This is a genomic window from Pseudomonas sp. NPDC088429 (assembly GCF_044753305.1).
Lineage (GTDB): Bacteria > Pseudomonadota > Gammaproteobacteria > Pseudomonadales > Pseudomonadaceae > Aquipseudomonas > Aquipseudomonas rustica.
In genome coordinates this window covers 255,985-280,228 of sequence record NZ_JBIVMX010000001.1, presented here as the reverse complement: position 1 = coordinate 280,228, position 24,244 = coordinate 255,985, and the positions used below count along the sequence as shown (strand labels likewise).

Below are 24,244 nucleotides of genomic sequence, written 5' to 3'. Positions count from 1 at the left end.
GATAACCTGACCGATGATTGCCCAGCTGTCCCCCGCCAAAGCCCTGACCACTGATTATCAGCAGTTCCTCAAAGCCCTGAAGGCCAGCGGCTTTCGTGGGAAAATCAGCGCCGATTACGCCAATCGCGTGGTGTTGGCGACCGATAACTCGATCTATCAGCGTCTGCCGCAAGCGGCGGTATTTCCGATGGATGCCGAGGATGTGGCGCGAGTCGCACGACTGATTGCCGAACCGGCGTATCAGCAAGTGGTGATCACCCCGCGTGGCGGCGGCACCGGCACTAACGGCCAATCGCTGACCGATGGCATCGTCGTCGACCTGTCGCGGCACATGAACCGTATTCTGGAAATCAACGTTGAGCAGCGCTGGGTGCGCGTGCAGGCCGGCGTGGTCAAGGATCAGCTCAACGCCGCGCTGAAGTCTGCCGGGCTGTTTTTCGCGCCCGAACTGTCGACCTCCAACCGCGCCACCGTCGGCGGCATGATCAACACCGACGCCAGCGGCCAGGGCAGTTGCACCTACGGCAAGACCCGCGATCATGTGCTCGAACTCGACATGATCCTGCGTGGCGGCGAACGCTTGCACGGCCAGCCGCTGGAAGAAAGCGAGCTTGCAGCGCTGTGTGCCCGCGAAGATCGCGTCGGTGAAGTCTATCGCTGTGCACAACAGATCATTGATGAACAGGGCGATCTGATCCGGGAACGCTTCCCCGATCTCAACCGCTGCCTGACCGGTTACGACCTCGCGCATTTGCGTGAGGCGGACAACCGCTTCAACCTCAACAGCGTGCTTTGCGGCGCGGAAGGCTCGCTGGGTTTTGTCGTCGAGGCGCGGCTCAATGTGCTGCCGATTCCCAAGCACACGATGCTGGTCAACATCCGCTACGCCGGGTTCATGGACGCGCTGCGCGATGCCCGTGCACTGATGGCGCTCAAGCCGTTGTCGATCGAAACGGTCGACTCGAAAGTTCTGCTGCTGGCGATGCAGGACATCGTCTGGCACGGCGTCGCTGAATACTTTCCTGAAAGCGCTGAGCGGCCGACGCTGGGGATCAACCTCGTCGAGTTCTGCGGCGACGATCCCGAAGACCTGCAGCAGCGGGTTGAAAGCTTTATCGAACACTTGACCAGCGACCAGACCGTCGAGCGCTTGGGTCACACCTTGGCGGTCGGTCAGGCCGCGGTGAACAAGGTTTACGGCATGCGCAAACGCGCGGTCGGCCTGCTCGGCAACGTTGCCGGCGAAGCGCGGCCGCAACCGTTTGTCGAGGACACCGCTGTGCCGCCGCAACACCTGGCCGAGTACATCGCCGAGTTGCGCGACCTGCTCGACAGCCACGGTTTGCAGTACGGCATGTTCGGCCACGTCGACGCCGGCGTACTGCACGTGCGGCCAATTCTCGACATGAAGGATCCGCAGCAGGCGGCGCTGGTGCGCCCGGTGTCCGATGGCGTTGCGGCGTTGACCCAGCGTTACGGCGGTCTGCTGTGGGGCGAACACGGCAAAGGTCTGCGCTCGGAATACGCCCCGGCGTTTTTCGGCGAGTTGTATCCGGCGCTGCAAGCCCTGAAAGCGGCGTTCGATCCGTTCAACCAGTTCAACCCCGGCAAGATCGCCACCCCGGCGAATAGCAACGCGGTGTTGCTGAAAATCGATGAAGTCACCCTGCGCGGTGAACTCGATCGGCAGATCGACGAGAAAGTCTGGCAAAGCTACGGCGCGGCCATGCATTGCAACGGCAACGGCGCCTGCTACAACTTCGATCCCGATGACGCGATGTGCCCTTCGTGGAAAGCCACCCGCGAGCGTTCGCAGTCGCCCAAGGGCCGCGCTTCACTGGTGCGTGAGTGGCTGCGTTTGCAGGGCGAGGCCGGTGTCGATGTGCTCTCTGACGCGATTCGCAAACCGGCATTTTTCAGCACGCTGTGGCAGCGCTGGCGCAACACCCGTGCGCAATCCGAGGATTTCTCCCACGAGGTCTACGACGCCATGGCCGGTTGTCTGGCGTGCAAATCCTGCGCGGGACAGTGCCCGGTGAAGGTCAATGTGCCGGAGTTTCGCTCGCGGTTTCTCGAGCTGTATCACAGCCGTTATCTGCGCCCGGCGCGGGATTATCTGATTGCTTCGCTGGAGTACAGCATTCCGTACATGGCGCGGATTCCGGCGCTGTACAACGGTTTGATGGGCGCCGCGTGGGTGCGCGGCTTGCTGGAGCGTGTCGGTGGCATGGTTGATGTGCCGTTGCTCAGCCGTTTTGATTTCCATGCGGCGATGCGCCGTTGGCAGGTGTTGCCAGCGACGGTCGACAACCTGTCAGCGCTGACTCAGGCACAACGTGAACGCAGTGTGGTGTTGGTGCAAGACGCGTTTACGCGCTACTTCGAGGCGCCGTTGTTGGCGGATCTGGTCGAGTTGATCTCGCGTCTCGGTTATCAGGTTTATCTGGCGCCGTTCAGTGCCAATGGCAAGCCGCTGCACGTGCAGGGTTTCTTGTCGGCGTTTAATCGCGCGGCATTGCGCAATGCCCGCCAGCTCGGTGAGTTGGCGCAAATCGGCGTGCCGCTGGTGGGACTTGATCCGGCGATGACTCTGGTCTATCGCCAGGAATACCTAAAAGTGCCGGGCATGCAGAACTGCCCGGAAGTGGCACTGATGCAGGAGTGGTTGCTCAAGGTCATGCCCGAGCAAAAGAAACGTGGCGAAGCGTTCCGCTTACTGGCGCATTGCACCGAGAAAACCAACGCCCCGGCCGCCACCCGTCAGTGGGAGCAAGTGTTCGAACGAGCGGGTTTGCAACTGGCGACGCAGGCTACTGGCTGCTGCGGGATGTCCGGCACTTACGGTCACGAAGCGCGCAACCGCGAAACGTCGGCGGTGATTTACGAGCAATCATGGGCGCGTCAGGTCGAGGCGCCGGTGGAGCAGGGCGAGGCGCTGGCCACCGGTTATTCGTGCCGCAGCCAGGTCAAGCGCCAGTCGGATCGGGCACTGCGCCATCCGTTGCAGGTGTTGTTGCAGGTTCTGCGCGGTTGAGGTCTGCGTCGTCCGGGGCGTTACGCCAGATCATGCGCGGGTCGAAACTCATCGCCGCGAGCATGGTGAAGACCACGACCAGGCCGAAAAACAGAATGCCCGGTCGTGGTTCGATGTCACCGAGCGCCTGAAACTTCACCAGCGCGGCGACCAGCGCGACGACCAAAACGTCGAGCATCGACCAATAGCCGATCAGCTCGACGAAACGGTACAGCTTCGAACGTTCCTTGCGCGCCCAGTCGCTGTCACGTTGCACGGTGACCAGCAGCAAAGTCAGGGCGACGAATTTGATCCCCGGCACGGCAATACTGGCGATGAAAATGATCAGCGCGATGTCCCAGGCACCGGCCTCCCAGAACTCCAGCACGCCGCTCATGATCGTGCTGTCGGCGCCGTTGCCGAGCATGGTGGTGTTCATCACCGGCAGCAAATTGGCCGGGACATAGAACGCCAATGCGGCGAGCATGTACGCCCAGGTGCGCGCCATCGAATTGGTTTTGCGCCGATGCAACGGGGCGTCGCAACGCGGGCACTCGTGCGGCTCGTCGGTCATGTCACAGGCCAGCCCGCAACTGTGGCACAGGCACAGATTGAGTTCGGTGGCGGTCGGTGGTCGCTTCATAGAATGTCCCAGAGATCGCGAATGTCGCGGCCGGCAATACGGATCATCATCAGGCTCAGCGCGGCCAGTGCGAACAGGCCGATGCCGGGCAACACGTCAAGCAATCCGGCGAGTTTGAACACCGCGACCATTGCGCCCAGCAGGCAGACTTCGAGCATGCTCCACGGACGCAGCGTTTCCAGCCAGCGCATGCAAACCTTGAAGCCCGGCGCACGTTGCGAGCGCATCGCGTAACTGAGCACCCAGACCAGCAGCACCAGTTGAAACGCCGGGGCGATGATGATCGCGATCGCCGCGACCATCGCAATAAACGTGATGGGGCCTTGGCTCAGCGCGAGCACCGAATCCCACAGCGTCGCGCTGTTTTTCAGGCCTTGCAGGCTGATGCTCATAACCGGATAGAAATTGGCGAACAGCCACAGCATTGCGGCGGTGAAGGTCAGCGCCAGACGCTGCTCAACGCTCAGACCATTGAAGCGCTGCAGCACACCGCCGCAACGCACGCAGAGGGTTTTCTGGTGTTTGGCGAGCGCGACTTTTTCATACACACAGTCGCAATGCTCGCAGATGATCAGGGTTTCGGAGTTGACCATGGACAACGCTCGACAGCAGGCCGCAGGGGCAGGAAGACTCGGGCATTATAGACGCATGTGTAGGAGCTGCCGAAGGCTGCGATCTTTTGATCTGGCTTTTTTAGAGCAAGGTCAAAAGATCGCAGCCTTCGGCAGCTCCTACAGGGGGAGGTGGCGGGGCTTGGGGATTATTTACGATCCAGCCACACGGTTTGCGCGTTGCAGAATTCGCGGACGCCGAAGTGCGACAGCTCGCGGCCGAAACCGCTTTTCTTCACGCCGCCGAAGGTCACGCGCGGGTCGCTGGCGGAGTAGCCGTTGATGAACACGCCGCCGGTTTCCAGTTCGCTGGTCAGTTGCTGGGCCAGTTGCACGTTGGCGGTGTAGATCGTCGCGGTCAGGCCGAATTCGCTGTCGTTGGCCAATGCCACGGCATGCGCGCAATCGCGGGCGGTGATGATCGAGGCGACCGGGCCGAACAGTTCCTGTTTGAACGAGGTCATGCGGTCGGTGACATCAGCCAGCACGGTAGGCTCGTAGTAGTTGCCGGCACCTTCAGATTTGCCGCCCCCGAGCAACAGCGTCGCGCCTTCTTCAAGGGTGTCGCGCACTTGCTGGTCGAGTTCATCACGCAGGTCGAAGCGCGCCATCGGGCCGATGTAAGTGTCGGCAGCTAATGGATCGCCCACTTTCAGCTTGCGGGTGGCTTCGACGAATTTGCGGGTGAATTCTTCCACCACGCCTTCTTCGATGATCAGACGTTTGGCGGCGGCGCAGACCTGGCCGGAATTCTGGTAGCGGCCAATGACGGCCGCTTGCACGGCTTCATCGATATCAGCATCGTTAAGCACGATAAACGGATCGGAACCACCCAATTCCAGCACGCACTTCTTCAGCGCAGCACCGGCCTGAGCGCCGATGGCCATGCCGGCACGCACGCTACCGGTCAGGGTCACCGCAGCAATGCGCGGGTCGGCAATCGCAGTGGAAACGCCTTCTTGAGTGACGTTGATCACTTCAAACACGCCGTCAGCGAAACCAGCACGGGTGAAGGCGTCACGCAGCAGATAAGCGCTGCCCATTACGTTCGGCGCATGCTTGAGCACATAAGTGTTGCCGGCAATCAACGCTGGTACAGCGCCGCGCAGCACTTGCCAGATCGGGAAGTTCCACGGCATCACCGCGAGAATCGGGCCGAGCGGACGGTATTCGATGCGCGCCTTGCCACCTTCAACCTGGGTCGGTTCCGCGTCGAGCATGGCCGGGCCGTTTTCGGCGTACCACTCGCAGAGCTTGGCGCATTTCTCGATTTCGCCACGGGCCTGAGCGATCGGTTTGCCCATTTCCTGAGTGATCATGGTCGCCATGGCTTCAGCGGTGTCACGCAGCGCGCCGGCGAGGGCGGTCAGCAAACGCGAGCGATCCTGCAGCGGCTTGCGCTTCCACTTGCCGAAGCCATAAGCGGCGCGGGTCAGTGCGGCATCGAGGGCGGCGGCGGACTCAAAGGCGTATTGGCCGATCTGCTCGCCGTTGGCTGGATTGATCGAAATGGCGTGGGTCTGGCTGGAAATTTGGCTCATGGTCTCGTCCTGCATGTTCGTCGGATGAGCCTAGAGTAGGGTGGTGTTTGTTTTCTGGAAACTGAATAATAAAGATCGTTTCTTTCACGATTGGAGAATGACTGTGGATCTGGTGCAGCTGGAAATCTTCAAAGCGGTTGCCGAGCACGGCAGCATCAGCGCCGCCGCCACGCAGATCCATCGCGTGCCGTCGAACCTGACCACGCGCATCAAGCAGCTTGAGCAGGATCTGGGTGTCGATCTGTTTATTCGCGAGAAAAGCCGTTTGCGCCTGTCGCCGGCCGGATGGAGTTTTCTCGAATACGCGCGACGGATTCTCGATCTGGTGCAAGAGGCGCGCGCGACCGTGGCGGGCGAGGAGCCGCAAGGCGCATTTCCACTGGGATCGCTGGAAAGCACCGCGGCAGTGCGCATTCCCGAGCTGCTCGCGGCGTATAACCAATTACACCCGAAAGTCGATCTCGACCTGTCCACCGGGCCCTCGGGAACAATGATCGACGGCGTGCTTTCCGGGCGCCTCGCCGCGGCGTTTGTCGACGGCCCGGTGCTGCATCCGACGCTGGAAGGCGTGCCGGCCTTCGAGGAAGAAATGGTCATCATCGCGCCGCTCAATCACGCGCCCGTCCAGCGGGCGGCGGATGTGAATGGCGAGAATATTTACGCCTTCCGCTCCAACTGCTCATATCGTCATCACTTTGAAAAGTGGTTCAGCACCGACGCCGCTGTGCCCGGAAAAATCTTCGAAATGGAGTCCTATCACGGCATGCTCGCCTGCGTCAGCGCCGGTGCCGGTCTGGCGCTGATGCCACGCAAGATGTTGCAGAGCATGCCTGGCAGCGCGACCGTCAGCGTCTGGCCGCTGGCAAAGGATTTTCGCTATCTGACTACGTGGCTGGTGTGGCGCCGGGGCACGGTGTCGCGCAGCTTGAGCATGTTTGTGCGGCTGCTTGAAGAACGCGGGGTGGTGCGCGCAGAAGAGTAATTGACACCTTGTGTCATGGCTGTATCTTTATCGGTGTTTCGCAATATAAAAAACTATACAGCGCGGCCATGAGGACAAGGAAATGACCACAGCATTAAGCGGTAAAGAAGCGGTCGGCGAACGTTTTGTGCTGGAAACGATGCGCCACGCCCAGCAATTGACCTGGAAAGCCGTCGATGCAATTGCCGAGGTGATCAAACCCGGCATGCTTGAATCCGAAGCGCAGGCGCTGGGCAAGCAAATCCTCGTTGAGCTGGACATGGATCGGATCTGGCATCCGCTGCTGATTCGCTTCGGCGCCAATACACTCAAGACCTTCAAACAACGCTCTGAAGGCGATCCGGTGTTGGGTAAGGACGATATTTTCTTCATCGACATGGGCGTGGTCTGGCAGGGGCACGAAGGCGATGCGGGCGCGACTTACACCACCGGCTCCGACCCGGAAATGATCGCCTGTGCGGCGGCGGCCAAAGAATTGTTCGATCGGGTCGAGGGGTTCTGGCGTCAGGGCGTTTCCGGCGTTGAGCTGTACCGCTTTGCCAGCGATCAGGCCGAGGCGATGGGCTGGGTGCTGAACCTCAATATCAAAGGCCATCGGGTCAGCGATTTCCCTCATGCGATTCACCGTGGCGGCGACCTTGGCGACTTCGATCAAGCGCCGAATGCCGGTGTATGGATTCTGGAAATCCAGATCGCTCATCCGACACGGCCGTTCGGCGCGTTTTACGAAGATCTGCTGATCTGATCCGTGCCGGTTTCTCATGGCGTGCTTGTATGTAGGGGGGCGTGACAACAGAGCGCAGCGCTGTAGTTGTTTTTATATAGCGCCAGCTTCGATGATGCACGCCGTTTCCTAACTCAAAAGTCATAAAACAGGACGTCCATCATGAAAGTCAGCGCACGCAACGTATTCAAAGGCAAAGTCAGCAATGTTCAGGCCGGCGCCGTCAACGCCGAAGTGGTTCTGACCCTGGCGGGCGGTGAGCAATTGGTGGCCGTCGTGACCATGGAAAGCATCAAGAACCTCGGCATCGCTGTCGGCAAAGAAGCCGTTGCGCTGATCAAGGCACCGTGGGTGATGCTGATGACTGAATCCAGCGACATTCGTCTGTCGGCGCGCAACTGCCTGGAAGGCAAAGTGCTGAGCGTGACGGACGGTGCGGTCAACGCTGAAGTGGTGATCGAGCTCGCCGGCGGCTCGAAGGTTTACTCGATCGTGACCCGCGATGCCGTTGCCGAACTGGGCCTGGCCAAAGGCGTCAGCGCGACGGCAGTGATCAAGGCTTCGCACATTATTCTGGGTGTTCCGGCCTGATAGTTTCGCAGGCAAATAAAAAACCGCTGATTCCGGGATCAGCGGTTTTTTGCGTTATGGCGTACCGTTGCGACCATACAGACGATAGCCTTCGCGTTGATTAAGGCGATCGTAGTAGGCGCTGACGGCGGGAAAATGCGGATGCTTGAGCGGTGTTTCGAACCAGCGGTTTATCGAGAGACAAATCGGGATGTCTGCGAGTGAAAACTCATTGCCACTGACGTAAGCGCCCGTTGATCGAAGAGGCATTACCGAGGATTCGCAGCATTGGATGTCCTTTTCCTCGAAGTGGTCGGAGGTAGAGAAATACCACACCGAAAAGAAGAAGGCCCGCATTCTGGCGGGCCTTCCTGTTTCACCGGATCAGTTTTTCACAGACTGCTCGCCAGTTTCCCGCCCATCATCCGTCGACGATAGGACGTATCCCGATTCGCCAGCCAGAAGTACAGCGGCGACGTCACCAGCAAGCCCACCAGCCACGACAGATCCGCGCCGTTGATGTGTGCCGACACCGGGCCGACGTACAGCGGCGTGTTCATGAACGGGATCTGCACGGCGATGCCGATCGCGTAGGCCAGCAAGGCCTGCGGGTTGTAGCGACCGTAGATGCCGCCATCGACCTGGAAGATCGACTGGATGTCGTACTGGCCTTTGTGGATCGCGTAGAAGTCGATCAGATTGATCGCCGTCCACGGCACCAGCACCACCAGCAATACCAGCACCATATCGACGAAATGGCCGATGAAGTCCTTGGAGGCGCCGACGGCGGCGAAGCAGCAGGCCAGCAACACGATGATCGAGATCACCGCGCGGCTCTTGGCGGTCGGGATCCAGCGGTAGGCGAAGGTCTGCACCAGAGTGATCAGCGACAGCACGGCGCCGTAGAGGTTGAGGGCGTTGTGGCTGATCACGCTGAGCAGGAACAGCACCAACATCAGCGGGCCGATGGAGCCGGTGGCCATTTTCACTGCGTCCATGGTGTCCATGCCAACCGGTGTGGCGAGCACGGCAACGGCGCCGAAAATGAACGCCAGACTCGAACCGAGCGCCGAACCCAGATACGTCGTCCAGAACGTCGAAGAGACTTTGACGTCGGCCGGCAAGTAGCGCGAATAGTCGGACACGTACGGCGCGAACGCGATCTGCCACAACGCGGCCAGTGACACGGTGGCCAGCCAGCCGGAGAGGTTGAAGCTGCCACGGGTGAGGAAGTCATCGGTTTGAATGTGGGTGAAGATGTAGCCAAAACCGACGACGATGCCGATCCCCAACACCCAGGTGCCGATGCGGTTGAGCACATGGATAAAGCGGTAGCCGATGATGCCGATGATCCCCGAACCCACGGCGCCGATGACAATGCCGACGGGAACTGGAACGCTATCAACCACGCCGTGCAACGACTTGCCGGCAAGGACGATGTTGGAGGCGAAAAAGCCGATGTACATGACGCCGGCAATCAACACCACCAGCAGCGCACCGAGGGAGCCGAACTGCGCGCGGCTCTGGATCATTTGCGGAATGCCCATCTGCGGGCCTTGCGCCGAGTGCAACGCCATCAGCACGCCGCCGACCAGATGGCCGACGAGAATCGCGACGATGCCCCAGACCAGATTCAAGTGAAACAACTGCACGCCCAGCGCACCGGTGACGATGGGCAACGGCGCGATGTTGCCGCCGAACCAGAGCGTGAACAGATCCCTGACCTTTCCGTGGCGATCTTCGGGGGGCACGTATCCTATCGTGTGTTTTTCAATCAGCGGAGCGGAAGATGCAGCAGGGGTAGCCATGACGAACTCCAAGGCAAGGATGAGTACGTGGACGTACTTCGGCAAGCGCCGGCACGGGCGGCGCAATTCTTGTTGAAGCGATCATGGGTAAAGCGTCGGGATAGATAAATTAGTAAGTTTGTTGCTACAGACCTTAAAAAAAATATGCTCTGGGGGAGGCGGTGCTCCGGTATGTTCACCTCCAGTAGTCAGTGACCCTTTGTGATGATGGGATTTACCTGCAAGCAGAGATTTATCTGCAATGAGGTTCCTGTGGTGAGGGGATTTATCCCCGATGGGCTGTGCAGCGGCCCCTCTTTTGACTTTAAAAACAGGGGCCGCTTCGCGCCCCATCGGGGATAAATCCCCTCGCCACAGCGATCCTTTGATTTTCTGGAGATTCCCATGGCCGCCTACAACCTGCGCCAGCTCAAATACTTCGTCACCACCGCCGATTGCGGCAGCGTCGCCGAAGCCTCGCGCAAGCTCTATATCGCGCAGCCATCGGTCTCCACCGCGATCAAACATCTGGAAGAAAGCTTCGGTGTGCAATTGTTCATCCGCCACCACGCCCAAGGCGTTTCGCTGACGCCCAGCGGCTCACGCTTCTACCGCAAGGCGCTGGAGTTGTTGCGCGTTGCCCACGAGTTCGAACAGAACGCCCTGGCCGACAACGACGTGGTGTCCGGGCAGATCGATATCGGCTGTTTCGAAACCGTCGCGCCGCTGTATCTGCCGCGCCTGATCGCCGGTTTCAAGGAGCGCTGGCCCGGCGTGGAAATCCGCATTCGCGACGGCGAACAACAGGAGCTGGTGCAAGCCCTCACCGCCGGCAGCATCGACGTGGCGATGATGTTCGAGCACGACCTCGACAGCACCATAGAAACCACGCCACTGATGCCACCGCAACAGCCGTACGCCTTGCTCCCGGCCAACCATCGCTTCGCGCAACAGGCCAAGGTGTCTCTGCATGATTTGGTGCTGGAACCGATGATCCTGCTCGACGTAGTGCCGAGCCGCACCTACTTCGTGAGCATTTTCGAGGAGCGCGGGCTGACGCCGAACATCGTCTTCAGCTCACCGTCGATCGAGATGGTGCGCGGCATGGTCGGCAATGGTTTTGGTTTTTCGATTCTGGTGACCAAACCGTTCAGCGACTACACCTACGACGGCCAGCAAGTCGTGTGTGTGCCGTTGGCGGAAACGGTGACCGGTTCGGGATTGTCGGCAGCGTGGTTGCGGCGCGTGCAACTGACCAAACCGGTGCAGTTGTTCGTCGACCATTGCCGTGAGGAATTGGCCCGACTGTACGCGTGAGTGCAGTCGAGCCGGGTTTCAATCGCGGATAAACGTCAGCACGCGCTGGAGCATGTCATCGCAGGCCTGCAACTGATCGAGGCTGACAAACTCATCGGGTTTGTGGCCCTGATCCATGCTGCCGGGGCCGCAGACCACGGTCGGAATGCCCACCGCATCAAACAAACCACCTTCAGTGCCAAACGCGACCGTGCCAAATTCCGTTGAGCCGCAGAACGCCGCAATCAATTCGGCAGCCTGGCTCTGCGCATCGGTGACCAGCCCCGGATAGGCCGATAACTCGCTGAAACGAATTTCACTTTGCGCACTGACCGCACGCATGCGCGGCAGCACTTCGCGCTCGGCATAGCTCTTCAGCGCCTCGGCGACCAAGGCCGGATCCTGCGAGGGCAGGGCACGGATCTCGAAATCGAAACGGCAATCGGCAGGCACGATGTTTAGCGCTTTACCACCGCTGATGACGCCGGTTTGCACGGTGCTGTAAGGCGGATCAAAACGCGTGTCGTGATGCTCCGGTGCTTTCAATTGCTGACCGAGGCGCCCCAGTTCACCGATCAGTTCGGCGGCGTATTCGATGGCGTTGACGCCGAGTGGCGCGTAGGCCGAATGGCACGGATGGCCGTGCACATCGCAGCGCATCGCCAGTTTGCCTTTGTGGCCGAGCACCGGTTTCAGTTCAGTCGGTTCGCCGATGATGCACAGCAGTGGCTTGACTGGGCGCTGCTGCAGAACCTTGAGCAAAGAACGCACGCCGAGGCAGCCGACTTCTTCGTCATACGACAACGCGATGTGCACCGGGATGCGCAACGAAGCCTGCACCAGCGCCGGCACCAAAGCGAGCACGCAGGCGATGTAGCCCTTCATGTCCGCCGTGCCACGGCCGAACAGTTTGCCGTCGCGCTCCGTCAGTTCGAATGGAGGAAGCGTCCACGGCTGGCCGTCGACCGGCACCACATCGGTGTGTCCGGACAACACGATGCCCGGTTGATCCACCGGGCCGATCGTGGCGAACAGGTTGGCTTTGCTGCGCTCGTCGTTGTAGATCAGCGCGCAGGGCACGTCGAAGCCTTCGAGGTAATCACGAACGAATTCGATCAGTTGCAAGTTGGATTCACGGCTGGTGGTGTCGAAACCCACCAGCGCTCTGAGCAACTCGACGCTGTTCATCGATCATCACCGGCGACGCCGTAACCCGGGGCCTTAGCCGGGTCGAGGGCACGGTCGATGTAGTCCTGCAACTGTGGTTGGTAGGCATCCCAAAGTTTTTGCAACTGACCGATCGGGTTTTCATCGGCCCAGTCGACGCGCAGATTGACGATCGGCCAGGTCTGTTCACCGACCACTACAACCGCAGCCGAATGCACCGGGCCGGCTTCGCCACCGAGGGCTTGCGCGGCGTGCAGGGCTTTGAGCAGGCGGTCGGCGAGTTGGCCTTCGCCGTCTTCGAAAGCGCTGACCGTCGCTTCGATGACTGAGCGCCCGGCGAGCATGTTGCCGGCAGCGACGCACTGTTCGCCGGAGACCGCATTGTGCACGCCGAGGGTCTGTGAACCGCTGAAGTGTGCGGTCTGGCCGAGGTGGTTGATCGCGGTGATCTGGCGGTACTGGCTGTAGCCGTTGCGCGTGAGGACTTTGTCCAGTGCTTCGTCTGGCGACAGGCCTTGCTCCATCAGCGCGAGCACTTCCGGGCCGAGCGAGGGCAAGGTGATGTTCTGGCTCGACACCGCGCCAACGCCCGGCAGCAACCATGGGCAGCGCGCGCCGACGGCGATGCTGGAGGAACTGATGGCGACACCGAACTGGCCGGTTTCGGCGCAGCGGGCTGCGATTGAAAAGGTCATCTAATGAACTCCTTGTGTGTTTGGGCTGGCCTCATCGCGAGCAGGCTCACTCCTACAGGTGAACGCATTCGAAATGTAGGAGTGAGCCTGCTCGCGATCGCCATAACGCGGTGAACCTGCTTACTCAGGAATCACAGCAATCACATCAATCTCCATCAACCACTGCGGCTGCCCCAGTGCCGACACCACCAACCCGGTCGAGATCGGGAACACCCCCTTGAGCCACTTGCCCACCTCGCCATACACCGCTTCGCGATAACGCGGGTCGATCAGGTAGGTGGTGGTTTTGACGATGTGGCTCATGTCGCTGCCGGCTTCTTCCAGCAGTTGCTTGACGTTGCGCATCGCTTGTTCCGCCTGCGCACGCGGGTCGCCCAGACCGACCAGATTGCCATCGAAATCAGTGCCGACCTGACCACGGACATACACCGTGTTACCGGCACGCACGGCCTGGCACAGGTCGTTGTCCAGCGACTGGTTCGGGTAGGTGTCCTTGGTGTTGAACATACGGATGCGGGTGTGGGTTGGCGTGCTCATTTACAGCTCCAGAATCAGGGTTGCCCGGCGCAATCGGCGCCGGATCGAAAGAGGCAAATCAGGCGTCGACGGTGTCGGCGATTTTGTTGTGCGCAGGCGCGTGCAGCTCGGCTTCACGCTGCTCGGCATCGCGATAGTCCAGATATTTGCGCTGGGTCGCGATGTGATCGGCGACGTGTTTGGCGTCGTGCCAAACACCCCAGATGAACGACGAACCGCGACGCGACTGCCACGGCAAACCAAGGAAATACACACCCGGCTCGCTCGACACACCGCGCTGATGCACAGGCTTGCCTTTGTCATCGAACGCCGCGACTTGCAGCCAGGAATAATCCACGGCGAAGCCTGTGGCCCAGATGATCGAGGTGATGCCAGCCTTGGCCAGATCCAGATCGGCCAGCGGATTTTTCACGCAGTCAGGTTCTGGATAAGTTTCGCGCGCTTCCGGTTCTTCCGGCAGATCGAGGCCGTTGCGTTCGATGTAAGCGTCGGCAGCGTCCAGCAGCGCCAGATAGTTTTCGTCGCCGCGATTGAGGTTGCCGACCAGATCCTGCTTGAAAGTGACCACACCGTTATTGAACGACTCGGTCACACCGACCAGGGTCATGCCGCGATGGGCCAGCCCGCGAAAATCGATGGTGCGCCCGCCATGCGCGCCGCTGACCGCGATGGTCACGTGCTCGCGGCCAGGTTTCATCGCCGCTTGATCCCACTCGCCCAACACGCCCAGCCACCAGCAGAAATCACGGTTGCGGTAAGCGCGAGGCGGGCGGTCGTGGGCGCCGACGGACAGGAACACCTGCTTGCCGGAACGCTGCAACTCATCAGCAATCTGTACGCCGGAAGAACCGGCACCGACCACCAGCACTGCGCCTTCCGGCAGTTGCTGCGGGTTGCGATAGTCAGCGGAGTGCATCTGCAGCAGACGTTTGTCTTGCGGGGCAATCGCCGGGATCACCGGTTTCTGAAACGGGCCGGTAGCCGCGACCACACGGCTGGCTTCGATCACGCCTTCGGAGGTTTCGACGGTGAAACCCGGACGACCGACATTGCGCACCACGCTTTTGACTTCAACGCCGGTGCGGATCGGCGCATTGAATTTCTTCGCATAGGCTTCGAAGTAATCAGCCACGCGTTCTTTCGGGGCGAAACCGTCGGGATCGACATCATCAAATTCCAGACCCGGAAAGCGGTCGTGCCACGCCGGGCCATTGGCGACCAGCGAATCCCAACGCCCGGTGCGCCAGCGCTCGGCGATGCGGTTGCGCTCCAGCACCAGGTGCGGCACACCGAGTTTGCTCAGGTGCTCGCTCATGGCGACGCCTGCCTGGCCGGCACCCACGATCAGCGTGTCTGTTTTTATTATTTCAGTGGTCATCTCTACATCCTTCCTAGCAAGGCAGTTGGATTCGGGCGCTGTTGGCTTGTCCGTTTGGCTTGAGGTCAGACTAGGGAGAGGGGGGATATCGGTAAAATATTATTAAGCTGGGATGTGAAGATAAAATTCTGATGCAGGAGGGTGAAGGCCTGTGAATACGGGGGTTCTAGCAGTGGACGGATCTGCAACTACACACAAAAATCTTCAACCAGCGTGCAATCCTTGTGGTGAGGGGATTTATCCCCGTTGGGTCGCGAAGCGGCCCTTCTTTTGATTTCAAAAAAAGGGACTGCTGCGCAGTCCAACGGGGCGGTGCGACGTTTCGCTGAATCCCCTCGCCACAGGGTAGTGGGAATCTTAGAGGGGTTATCGGTTGAGGAACGCCAGCAGGTCTTCATTCAATGCTTGCGCATGGGTCACCGCAAAACCATGCGGTGCACCGGCATACACCTTCAACTCAGCACCCTTGATCTGCGCAGCAGCCTGCTTACCCGTGGTTTCAAACGGTACGATCTGATCGCCGTCGCCATGAATCACCAGCGTTGGCACATCGATCTTGGCCATGTCCGGACGGAAGTCGGTTTCCGAGAACGCCGTCACGCAATCCACGGTGCCCTTGAGCGATGCCAGCAGCGCGACGTTCAGGGTCTGCGTGAGTACGCCGTCAGAGACTTTCTGGCCCTGATTGGTGCCATAAAACGGCGCAGCAAAATCGGCGATGAACTGCGCACGATCCTTCAGCAGGCCAGCCTTGATGCCGTCGAATACCGACGTGTCGACGCCCTCAGGGAAGTCAGCTTTCTTGCCAAATAACGGCGTCACCGCACCCAGCAACACCAGCCCGGCAACGCGCTCGCTGCCATGACGGGCGATGTAGCGGCTGACGTCGCCACCGCCCATGGAAAAACCCACCAGCGTGACGTCACGCAGATCCAGATGGTTGATCAATTGCGCGATGTCATCGGCGAAAGTGTCGTAGTCGTAACCTGTCCACGGCTGATCGGAGCGGCCGAAACCACGGCGATCGAACGCGATGGTGCGGTAGCCACGGCTACTCAGGTATTCCATCTGGTACTCCCACATGTCGGCATCCAGCGGCCAGCCGTGGCTGAACAGCACAGGTTTGCCGCTGCCCCAGTCCTTGAAATAGATCTCGGTGCCGTCTTGCGTGGTGAAGGTGCTCATGCAAACTCCTTGCGTCAGCGATGGTTCGGAAAGCCGAAATGGCAGCCTTCACTATCGGCGCAAAGCGTTGCTGCTACTTGTATGCAAGTGCTGGGTTGAAGGGGGGCCAAATCGCCGGATTTAGATGATGCATCTTTGAGTTGCTGTTCATTCGTGACGCGCTGGACGGGGACTTAGCTAGAACATTAATCAACTGTGGCGAGGGAGCTTGCTTCCGCTGGACTGCGCAGCAGGCCCCCTGCTTTTTATGGTTAAAAGCGAGAGCCGCTGCGGACCCCAGCGGGAGCAAGCTCCCTCGCCACAGGTACATCGCTCAAACTATCTCAGCGAAACGCCGGCACCACGTGCTTGATAAACAGCTCCAGCGATTTCTTTTTCTCGGCATGCGGCAAGCTGTTGTCGCACCAGAAGCTGAACTCATCCACGCCCAGTTCCTGGTAGTACTTGATGCGCGGAATAATCTCCTCCGGCGTGCCGATCATTGCGGTTTTGTGCAGGCTTTCCAGTTCGAACTCCGGGCGCCCGGCAAACTTCTCTTCCGGGCTTGGGTCGAGGAAGCCGTTGACCGGGGTTTGCTTGTTGCCGAACCACGCGTCGAAGGTGCGATAGAAGCGCGAGATCGCTTTGGCGCCGACTTTCCAGCCGTCCGGATCGTCTGCGGTGTGTACGTGGGTATGACGCAGCACCATCAATTGTGGGCGGGGTACGTCGGGGTTGTTGTCCAGTGCGGTCTGGAATTTGTTCTTCAGGTCGAGAACTTCTTCGTCGCCTTTCATCAACGGCGTAACCATCACGTTGCAGCCGTTGGCCACGGCGAAGTTGTGCGAATCCGGATCGCGGGCGGCGATCCACATCGGCGGGTTCGGCTGCTGAATCGGCTTCGGCACGCTGGTCGAAGTGGGGAATTTCCAGATGTCGCCGTCATGGGCGTAATCGCCTTTCCACAGGGCGCGCACCACCGGAACCATTTCGCGCAGCGCCTGGCCGCCGCTTGAGGCAGGCATGCCGCCGGCCATGCGATCGAATTCAACCTGATAGGCGCCACGGGCCAGCCCGACTTCCATGCGACCGTTGCTGATCACGTCGAGCAAGGCGCATTCACCGGCCACCCGCAACGGGTGCCAGAACGGCGCGATGATGGTGCCGGCGCCGAGGTGGATGGTTGTGGTTTTCGCCGCGAGGTAGGCCAGCAGCGGCATCGGGCTTGGCGAGATGGTGTATTCCATCGCGTGGTGTTCGCCGATCCACACGGTGCTGAAACCGCCGGCCTCGGCCATCAGGGTGAGTTCGGTCAGGTCTTCGAACAGTTGGCGGTGGCTGACGCTTTCGTCCCAGCGCTCCATGTGTACGAACAGGGAAAATTTCATCACGCTTCCTCGGATCTTTTGTTGTTGAGGCAAAAACTTGTAGGCCTTCGCCTGCTTACGCTGAACTCTGTAGGAGCTGCCGCAGGCTGCGATCTTTTGATCTGGTCTTTAAAGCAAAATCAAAAGATCGCAGCCTGCGGCAGCTCCTGCATTGATCTATTCAGGCCAGGACGGGCAGGGCGCCCATTTTGCCGTGGCAGTACACCAGCGGGCCGCTGTGCTGCTCGGGGACGATCAGGTTCTTCACGGCGCCGACCATGATGGCGTGGTCGCCGCCTTCGTATTCGCGCCACAGTTCACACTCGATGACAGCCGTCGCATTGGCCAGAATCGGGTTACCCAGTTCGCTCAGCGTCCACTCGATGCCGTGCGCCTTATCCTTGCCTTTACGAGCGAAAGCGTAGGCCTCGCTTTGCTGGCCGCCGGACAGAACATGAATCGCGAAGCGTTTGTTCTTGATCAGCACAGGGTAGGAGTCGGAGCTGTAGTTGGGGCAGAACAGCACCAGCGCAGGATCCATCGACAGCGAGCTGAAGGCGCTGGCGGTCAGGCCGACGATCTGCCCGTCATCATCCAGCGTGGTGATGACAGTGACGCCGGACGGAAACGAGCCCATGACTTGTTTGTAGATGGCTGCATCGATCATTGGACGGTCCTCGGGTGTTGTGACGCGATTTTTATGTATTTGTTGGTCTGATGGTATACCAGTAATTTTTCTTTGCAAGGGCTTTTGAGCTGAACCGATTAACGTGGTGCTTTCGTCGGAAACTCAACGTTTATTGGGCTTGCGGCTGGCCTGTGAACCGCGGTTTCAGGGAGGATGACGTATCAGTTAGCGCTGTGAACTACGGATCAGTCTTGTGAAAAGTTTGGAATACCATAATATGGTCTGCATCTGAGGGGCGGCCAGAGAGTCCCCCCGGTTTGGCTTCATACAAAGATAAGAACAGACAAACTCGAGTTCATTCCTATGCCCCAGATGTCCAGGCAAGATCCGTTGATCGAGAATCATACGGTCGACTACGTCCCACTCGCGGAACGCCACGGCAAGGCCCGTGACCTATTCACTCTTTGGTTCAGCACCAACATTGCGCCACTGCCCATCGTCACCGGCGCCATGGTGGTTCAGGTGTTCCATCTCGATTTGCTCTGGGGCCTGCTGGCGATTGCGCTGGGGCACATGATTGGCGGCGTGGTGATTGCGCTGGCCTCGGCGCAAGGCCCGCGCATGGGCATTCCGCAGATGGTGCAGAGTCGCGGTCAGTTCGGTCGTTATGGCGCACTGTTGATCGTGTTTTTTGCGGCGATCATTTACATCGGCTTCTTCATTTCCAACATCGTGCTGGCGGGTAAATCCATCGTCGGCCTTGCGCCGTCGGTTCCGGTTCCGCTGAGCATTTTGATTGGTGCGCTGGCGGCCACGGCCATTGGCGTGATCGGCTACAACTTCATTCACACTTTGAACCGCATCGGCACCTGGGTGATGGGCAGCGCGCTGCTCGCCGGCTTCATCTACATCTTCGCCCATGACTTGCCGGCGGATTTCCTCACGCGCGGCAGCTTCAACCTGTCCGGTTGGCTGGCGACGGTGTCGTTGGGGATCATCTGGCAGATCAGCTTCTCGCCGTACGTGTCCGACTATTCGCGTTATTTGCCGGCGGATATCGGCATCGCCAAGCCATTTTGGGCGACGTATCTGGGCGCGACGCTGGGCACAATTCTGTCGTTCAGCTTCGGCGCAGTGGTGGTGTTGGCGACTCCGGAAGGCACCGAGGCGATGGCGGCGGTCAAGCAGTCGACGGGCTGGCTGGGGCCGATTTTGATGGTGCTGTTTTTGCTCAATATCATCAGCCATAACGCCCTGAATCTGTATGGCGCGGTGCTGTCGATCATCACCTCGATCCAGACCTTCGCCAGCCAATGGACGCCGAGCATCAAGGTGCGCGTGGTGCTATCGAGTGTCGTGTTGGCGGGTTGCTGCGTGGTGGCGCTGGGTGCCTCGGCGGATTTCATCTCCGAGTTTATCGGGCTGATTCTGGCGCTGTTGCTGGTTCTGGTGCCGTGGGCGTCGATCAACCTGATCGACTTCTACCTGATCAAACGCGGCAACTACGACATCACCTCGATCTTCCGCGCTGACGGCGGGATTTACGGACGCTTCAATCTGCACGCGATCGTTGCGTACTTCATCGGCATCATTGTGCAGCTGCCGTTCGCCAATACTTCGCTGTATGTCGGGCCGTACGCCAATCTGGTGGAGGGTGCGGATCTGTCGTGGCTGGTCGGGCTGGTGGTCACTGTGCCGTTGTATTACTGCCTGGCGACACGTGGGCAGGCGCAGCAGAGCAGGGTGGCAAAACTGAGCTATCGCTCCTAACCGATTTCTCTGGTGATGTCCCCTCACCACAATTGACTTGCGGGATGCTCACGCATCCCGGTGGTCATTCATATTGGCCACATCGATCCCCTTTTGGCCCATCCCCCACTGTGATCCGTCTACGCTGTCAGCAAGAATCAAAACCACAACGAACTAGACCTTTTTTACCCTCGGCTACCTTTAAAGCCGCTGCCGTGTACAGAACATAAAAACCATCGAACTCACGCCGCATTTTGGGGAAACAACCATGGTCACGATGAAACGCATTCTGGGTGCCGCCGTGTGTGGGCTGACGCTGCTGGCCAGCGCCGTCCAGGCCGAGCAACGCGAACTGCGGGTGTACAACTGGGCGGATTACATTCTGCCGTCCGTGCCCAAGGATTTCGCTGCAAAAAGCGGCATCAAAGTGATCTGGGACACCTTCGACACCAACGAATCCCTGGAAGCCAAACTGCTCACCGGCAACTCCGGTTACGACCTCGTCGTGCCGTCGAACCAGTTCCTCGAAACGCAGATCAAGGCCGGCGTGTTCCAGAAACTCGACAAGTCGAAATTGCCAAACTGGAGCCACCAGGATCCGGAGCTGTTGAAACTGCTGGGCAAGAACGACCCCGGCAACCAGTACGGCGTGCCTTACATGGTCGGTACCGTGCTGATCGGCTTCAACCCGGACAAGGTCAAGGCTGCACTGGGCGACAACGCGCCGGTGGACAGTTGGGATCTGGTGTTCAAACCGGAGAACATGGAAAAACTCAAATCTTGCGGCGTAGCGATGCTCGATTCGCCGACGGAAATTCTGCCGCTGGCCCTGCACTATTTGGGGCTCGACCCGAACAGCCAAAACCCTGCCGACTATGAAAAAGCCAAAGAGCTGATGCTCAAGGTTCGTCCGTACGTGACCTACTTCAACTCGGCCAAGTACATGACTGACATCGCCAATGGCGACATCTGCGTGGCCATCGGTTATTCGGGTAGCTTCTACCAGTTTGGCAACCGCGCCAAAGAGGCAAAAAACGGTGTCGTGGTCGACTGGCGCTTGCCGAAGGAAGGCGCGCCGATCTGGTTCGACACTTTCGCGATTCCGAAGAGCGCGAAGAACGTCGAAGAGGCCCACGAATTCCTCAACAACTTGCTCGATCCGAAAGTGATCGCGCCGATCAGTGACTTCCTCGGCTACCCGAATGCGAACAAGGATTCGATCCCGCTGATCAACAAAGAGATCACCGACAACCCGAACCTGACACCGACCCCGGAGGCGCTGAAAAACCTCTACGTCGTCCAGCCATTGCCGCAGAAACTCGAACGCGTGCGCACCCGCGTCTGGACCAGCATCAAGTCCGATAAATAGTCTCCGCCCAGACGAAATTCCCCTGTAGGAGCTGCCGCAGGCTGCGATCTTTTGATCTTGTTTTTAAAAATCAAAGTCAAAAGATCGCAGCCTGCGGCAGCTCCTACAGGGCTTCGGTTTGGTTTTGTTTTCGGGTGATGACCAGACTCAGCAACACCGAACCAAAAATCACCCCGCCTACCACCAGCAGCGACCACTCCACCGGCATGTGAAACCATGGCATCAGCACCATTTTTCCGCCGATAAACACCAGCACAATCGCCAGCCCGTACTTGAGCAAATGAAAGCGGTCAGCCATGTCCGCCAGCAGGAAGTACAGCGCGCGCAAGCCCATGATCGCGAAGATGTTCGAGGTGAACACAATGAACGGGTCAGTCGTTACGGCGAAGATCGCCGGGATGCTGTCGACCGCGAACATCAAATCACTGGCCTCGATCAATACCAGCACCAGAAACATCGGCGTCGCCCAGCGCACACCGTTTTGCAGAACAAAAAACCGTTCGCCATGAAAGCCACTGGTGATGCGCATATGACCGCGCACCCAGCGCAGCAAAGGGTTCTTGTCCAGATCTGGTTGCTGGTCGGCAAACACCAGCATCTTGATCCCTGTGATGATCAGGAACACGCCGAACGCGTACAGCAGCCATTCGAACTGCGACACCAGCCACACGCCGGCGAAAATCATCACCGCGCGCATCACAATCGCCCCGAGCACGCCGTACAGCAGCACGCGGCGTTGCAACTCCGGCGGCACCGCGAAGTAGGTGAAAATCATCACGAAGATGAACATGTTGTCGATCGACAGCGATTGCTCGATCAGATAACCGGTGAGAAATTCCAGGGTCTTCTGCCGGGCGATATCAGCGCCGAATTCGCCGTGCAAATACCACCACAACAGCGCGGCGAAACTCAGTGCCAACAAGCACCAGGCAATCACCCAGGACAACGCTTCGCGCACTGAGACGCGGTGCGCCTTGCGCCCACCGAACACAAAGAGATCCAATGCGAGCATCGCCAGCACGAAGACGACGAAGGCGCCCCACATCCACGGTTCGCCGATATTGATATTGGTTGAAGGCATGGCACGCTCCCTGTCTTTTATTCGATTAGCGTCAGACGTGGCCATGCTAGCGACGAGTTTGCGCGAAAGAAAAATCGTTTATTTCTGCGGTAGAGTTCGATAAAAACGAAGTGTCGGGCCAACAAGGCAGTCCGACTCATCCTCGAATTTCGGGTCGCACCTTTGGTGTTACCCCTACAGGGCGGCACTTTCAGCCATGCAAACCGACATCCTCGAACCGCAAGCCGTGTGCAGCCCGATCACTCGCAGCGCGATTTTTATCGTCGCGACACTCAATGAAGGCGCCGACGCCGCCGCAACCGTGAAAGGCTGGTGCGGCGACGTCGCCGGGCTGGTGCGCTCGGTCGGCAAGCGCGTGCCGTCAGGCAATCTGACCTGCATCTGCGGCTTTTCCTCGAACGCCTGGGATCGTTTATTTGGCAGCCCGCGACCGGCGTCCCTGCACGCGTTCCGCGAATTTGGCGGGGAAGGGCGACACGCACCGTCAACTCCCGGCGATCTGCTGCTGCACATCCGCGCCGATCAGATGGATCTGTGTTTTGAACTGGCGACACAAATCATGGCCGTGCTGGGCGATGCCGTCACCGTGGTCGACGAGGTGCAGGGTTTCCGTTATTTCGACATGCGCAGCATCATCGGTTTTGTCGACGGCACGGAAAACCCGGTCGGGCGCAAAGCGGTGAATTTCACCATCGTCGGTGATGAAGATCCGGGCTTCAGTGGCGGCAGCTACGTGCTGGTGCAGAAATACCTGCACAACATGACTGCGTGGAATTCGCTGAGCGTTGAGGCGCAGGAGCGAGTGATCGGCCGCAAGAAGTTGTCCGACATCGAACTGGACGACTCGGTCAAACCGAGCAACTCCCACAGTGCACTCACGACGATCACCTCTGCCGATGGCGAAGAAGTGAAGATCCTGCGCGACAACATGCCGTTTGGCCGACCGGGGGCAGGGGAGTTTGGTACGTTCTTTATTGGCTATGCGCGTTCGCCTGAGCCGATGGAACAGATGCTGGAGAATATGTTTGTTGGTAAACCTCCTGGTAACTACGACAAGTTGCTGGATTTCAGCACTGCAGTTACCGGGAGCCTGTATTTCGTGCCGTCGGCTGATTTGCTGGAAGAGTTGGCGGATCGCTGATCAACGAAAGAACTCCCCCGGCGTTTCGCCAAATTGTTGCCGAAACGCCGCAATAAATGCCGACGTCGAATCATAACCACAAGCCAGCGCCACATCCGTGACGCGCTCGCCTTTCTCCAGCGGCGTCAGTGCTCCGAGCAGGCGCAGGCGTTGGCGCCAGGCGCGGAAGGTCAGGCCGGTGTCGCGCAGGAACAACCGCGTCAGGGTCTTTTCGGTGATGCCAAATTTTTCGCTCCAGTGACTCAGGGTGGTCTGCTGCTCGGGGTGTTGTTCCAGGCTTTGGTAGATTTGTTTTAAGCGCGCGTCCTGCGGCAGCGGTAGCATCAGATCGATCTGCGGCGCCTCGGCCAGTTGATCGAGGATCACCTGCGCCATGCGCCCGTGCGGGCCGCTCTGGTCGTATTCCACCGGCACCTGACTGAACGCGCGGATCAGTTCGCGAAGCAAATCACTGACGCCGAGCACATGACAATGCTCAACCGCCCAGCCCGCCACACTGCAATCGATGTAGAGGCTGCGCATTTCGGTGTGCGGCGAGCTGAATACCCGATGCGGCACACCGGCCGGAATCCACACCGCGCGCTCCGGTGGCGCGACAAAGCGGCCGGCGCTGGTCTGCACTTCGAGCACACCTTGAATCGCGTACGACAACTGCACCCACGGGTGACTATGGCGCCGGGTCAGTGCGCGATTGGGCAGTGATTCCGTGCGTCCATACAGCGGACGCGGCAGGCTGGGCAGCCCGGGAATGCTGCGGCGGATGCTTTTGTCATGTCCTTTAGGCGGCATCTCAAGGCTCTT

21 protein-coding genes and 1 pseudogene are annotated in these 24,244 nt (G+C 59.4%); 8 read left to right on the top strand and 14 right to left on the bottom strand.

The annotated features are described in order from the left end of the window. Positions 1 to 13 precede the first annotated feature (13 nt). Positions 14 to 3,034 carry an FAD-binding and (Fe-S)-binding domain-containing protein gene (locus ACIP66_RS01400; protein WP_400644616.1) on the top strand — a complete coding sequence of 1,007 codons (3,021 nt, stop codon included), beginning with the start codon at positions 14 to 16 and terminating at the stop codon, positions 3,032 to 3,034. Here ACIP66_RS01400 and ACIP66_RS01395 read toward each other — a convergent pair. The 3 genes from ACIP66_RS01395 to ACIP66_RS01385 all read right to left on the bottom strand — a co-directional run bounded on the left by ACIP66_RS01395 (position 2,967) and on the right by ACIP66_RS01385 (position 5,808). After that, positions 2,967 to 3,656, bottom strand: coding sequence for a paraquat-inducible protein A (locus ACIP66_RS01395; protein ID WP_159814077.1), 690 nt, complete (start codon positions 3,654 to 3,656; stop codon positions 2,967 to 2,969). The genes ACIP66_RS01400 and ACIP66_RS01395 overlap by 68 nt on opposite strands. Further along, the gene (locus ACIP66_RS01390; protein WP_400644613.1) at positions 3,653 to 4,249 is read right to left on the bottom strand and encodes a paraquat-inducible protein A; all 597 of its coding nucleotides are present in this window, start codon (positions 4,247 to 4,249) and stop codon (positions 3,653 to 3,655) included. Before ACIP66_RS01390 ends, ACIP66_RS01395 begins: the two co-directional genes overlap by 4 nt. Before the next feature lie 167 nt (positions 4,250 to 4,416). Then, entirely contained in the window at positions 4,417 to 5,808 is a 1,392-nt protein-coding gene (locus tag ACIP66_RS01385; protein ID WP_400644611.1) for an aldehyde dehydrogenase family protein, read from the bottom strand. A 103-nt stretch (positions 5,809 to 5,911) separates the two neighbouring features. On the opposite strand from ACIP66_RS01385, the gene ACIP66_RS01380 reads away from it, so the two are divergent. The 3 genes from ACIP66_RS01380 (at position 5,912) to ACIP66_RS01370 (ending at position 8,105) form a co-directional block, all read left to right on the top strand. Then, positions 5,912 to 6,790: a putrescine utilization regulator PtrR gene (locus ACIP66_RS01380; protein ID WP_212544736.1), complete on the top strand. Its 879-nt coding sequence runs from the start codon at positions 5,912 to 5,914 to the stop codon at positions 6,788 to 6,790. An 82-nt stretch (positions 6,791 to 6,872) separates the two neighbouring features. Continuing rightward, complete coding sequence (locus ACIP66_RS01375; RefSeq protein ID WP_400644608.1) at positions 6,873 to 7,535, top strand: M24 family metallopeptidase; 663 nt, start codon at positions 6,873 to 6,875, stop codon at positions 7,533 to 7,535. A gap of 141 nt (positions 7,536 to 7,676) precedes the next feature. Next, positions 7,677 to 8,105 carry a molybdopterin-binding protein gene (locus ACIP66_RS01370; RefSeq protein ID WP_158957911.1) on the top strand — a complete coding sequence of 143 codons (429 nt, stop codon included), beginning with the start codon at positions 7,677 to 7,679 and terminating at the stop codon, positions 8,103 to 8,105. Between the two features lie 54 nt (positions 8,106 to 8,159). On the opposite strand, the pseudogene ACIP66_RS01365 reads toward ACIP66_RS01370, so the two are convergent. Both ACIP66_RS01365 and ACIP66_RS01360 read right to left on the bottom strand, forming a co-directional pair. Beyond that, positions 8,160 to 8,348, bottom strand: a pseudogene (locus ACIP66_RS01365) (glutathione binding-like protein); the annotation flags it as partial. 128 nt (positions 8,349 to 8,476) lie between these two features. Continuing rightward, positions 8,477 to 9,892, bottom strand: coding sequence for a cytosine permease (locus ACIP66_RS01360; protein ID WP_282357007.1), 1,416 nt, complete (start codon positions 9,890 to 9,892; stop codon positions 8,477 to 8,479). Between the two features lie 384 nt (positions 9,893 to 10,276). Between ACIP66_RS01360 and ACIP66_RS01355 the strand changes: the two genes are divergently transcribed. Continuing rightward, a complete protein-coding gene (locus ACIP66_RS01355; protein ID WP_212551302.1) occupies positions 10,277 to 11,188 on the top strand; it encodes a LysR family transcriptional regulator in 912 nt (303 codons plus the stop codon). Positions 11,189 to 11,206: 18 nt separating this feature from the next. On the opposite strand, the gene argE is transcribed toward ACIP66_RS01355, so the two are convergent. From argE to ACIP66_RS01320, 7 genes are all read right to left on the bottom strand, one after another. Continuing rightward, a complete protein-coding gene (argE, locus tag ACIP66_RS01350; protein WP_212551301.1) occupies positions 11,207 to 12,355 on the bottom strand; it encodes an acetylornithine deacetylase in 1,149 nt (382 codons plus the stop codon). Next, the gene (locus ACIP66_RS01345) at positions 12,352 to 13,029 is read right to left on the bottom strand and encodes a DUF1028 domain-containing protein (protein WP_400644603.1); all 678 of its coding nucleotides are present in this window, start codon (positions 13,027 to 13,029) and stop codon (positions 12,352 to 12,354) included. The genes argE and ACIP66_RS01345 overlap by 4 nt, the downstream gene beginning before the upstream one ends. A gap of 120 nt (positions 13,030 to 13,149) precedes the next feature. Further along, positions 13,150 to 13,566 carry a RidA family protein gene (locus ACIP66_RS01340; RefSeq protein ID WP_159814050.1) on the bottom strand — a complete coding sequence of 139 codons (417 nt, stop codon included), beginning with the start codon at positions 13,564 to 13,566 and terminating at the stop codon, positions 13,150 to 13,152. A gap of 58 nt (positions 13,567 to 13,624) precedes the next feature. After that, entirely contained in the window at positions 13,625 to 14,944 is a 1,320-nt protein-coding gene (locus tag ACIP66_RS01335; protein ID WP_212551299.1) for an NAD(P)/FAD-dependent oxidoreductase, read from the bottom strand. Positions 14,945 to 15,310: 366 nt separating this feature from the next. Then, positions 15,311 to 16,129, bottom strand: a complete 819-nt coding sequence (locus ACIP66_RS01330) for an alpha/beta fold hydrolase (RefSeq protein WP_212544574.1) — start codon at positions 16,127 to 16,129, stop codon at positions 15,311 to 15,313. Positions 16,130 to 16,452: 323 nt separating this feature from the next. After that, positions 16,453 to 17,496 (bottom strand): LLM class flavin-dependent oxidoreductase, encoded by a 1,044-nt coding sequence (locus ACIP66_RS01325; RefSeq protein WP_282357013.1) that lies wholly within the window; start codon positions 17,494 to 17,496, stop codon positions 16,453 to 16,455. 160 nt (positions 17,497 to 17,656) lie between these two features. Next, a complete protein-coding gene (locus ACIP66_RS01320; RefSeq protein WP_053121239.1) occupies positions 17,657 to 18,142 on the bottom strand; it encodes a flavin reductase family protein in 486 nt (161 codons plus the stop codon). Between the two features lie 324 nt (positions 18,143 to 18,466). Between ACIP66_RS01320 and ACIP66_RS01315 the strand changes: the two genes are divergently transcribed. Both ACIP66_RS01315 and ACIP66_RS01310 read left to right on the top strand, forming a co-directional pair. Further along, complete coding sequence (locus tag ACIP66_RS01315) at positions 18,467 to 19,873, top strand: purine-cytosine permease family protein (protein WP_400644598.1); 1,407 nt, start codon at positions 18,467 to 18,469, stop codon at positions 19,871 to 19,873. A 247-nt stretch (positions 19,874 to 20,120) separates the two neighbouring features. Further along, positions 20,121 to 21,221 carry a polyamine ABC transporter substrate-binding protein gene (locus ACIP66_RS01310; RefSeq protein ID WP_159814039.1) on the top strand — a complete coding sequence of 367 codons (1,101 nt, stop codon included), beginning with the start codon at positions 20,121 to 20,123 and terminating at the stop codon, positions 21,219 to 21,221. A gap of 103 nt (positions 21,222 to 21,324) precedes the next feature. Here the strand turns inward: ACIP66_RS01310 and ACIP66_RS01305 are convergent, their stop codons facing one another. Next, positions 21,325 to 22,302: a TerC family protein gene (locus ACIP66_RS01305; protein ID WP_400644595.1), complete on the bottom strand. Its 978-nt coding sequence runs from the start codon at positions 22,300 to 22,302 to the stop codon at positions 21,325 to 21,327. Between the two features lie 196 nt (positions 22,303 to 22,498). Between ACIP66_RS01305 and ACIP66_RS01300 the strand changes: the two genes are divergently transcribed. Then, complete coding sequence (locus ACIP66_RS01300; protein WP_400644592.1) at positions 22,499 to 23,443, top strand: Dyp-type peroxidase; 945 nt, start codon at positions 22,499 to 22,501, stop codon at positions 23,441 to 23,443. On the opposite strand, the gene ACIP66_RS01295 is transcribed toward ACIP66_RS01300, so the two are convergent. Further along, positions 23,444 to 24,232, bottom strand: coding sequence for an AraC family transcriptional regulator (locus ACIP66_RS01295; protein ID WP_400644590.1), 789 nt, complete (start codon positions 24,230 to 24,232; stop codon positions 23,444 to 23,446). Positions 24,233 to 24,244: the final 12 nt, after the last annotated feature.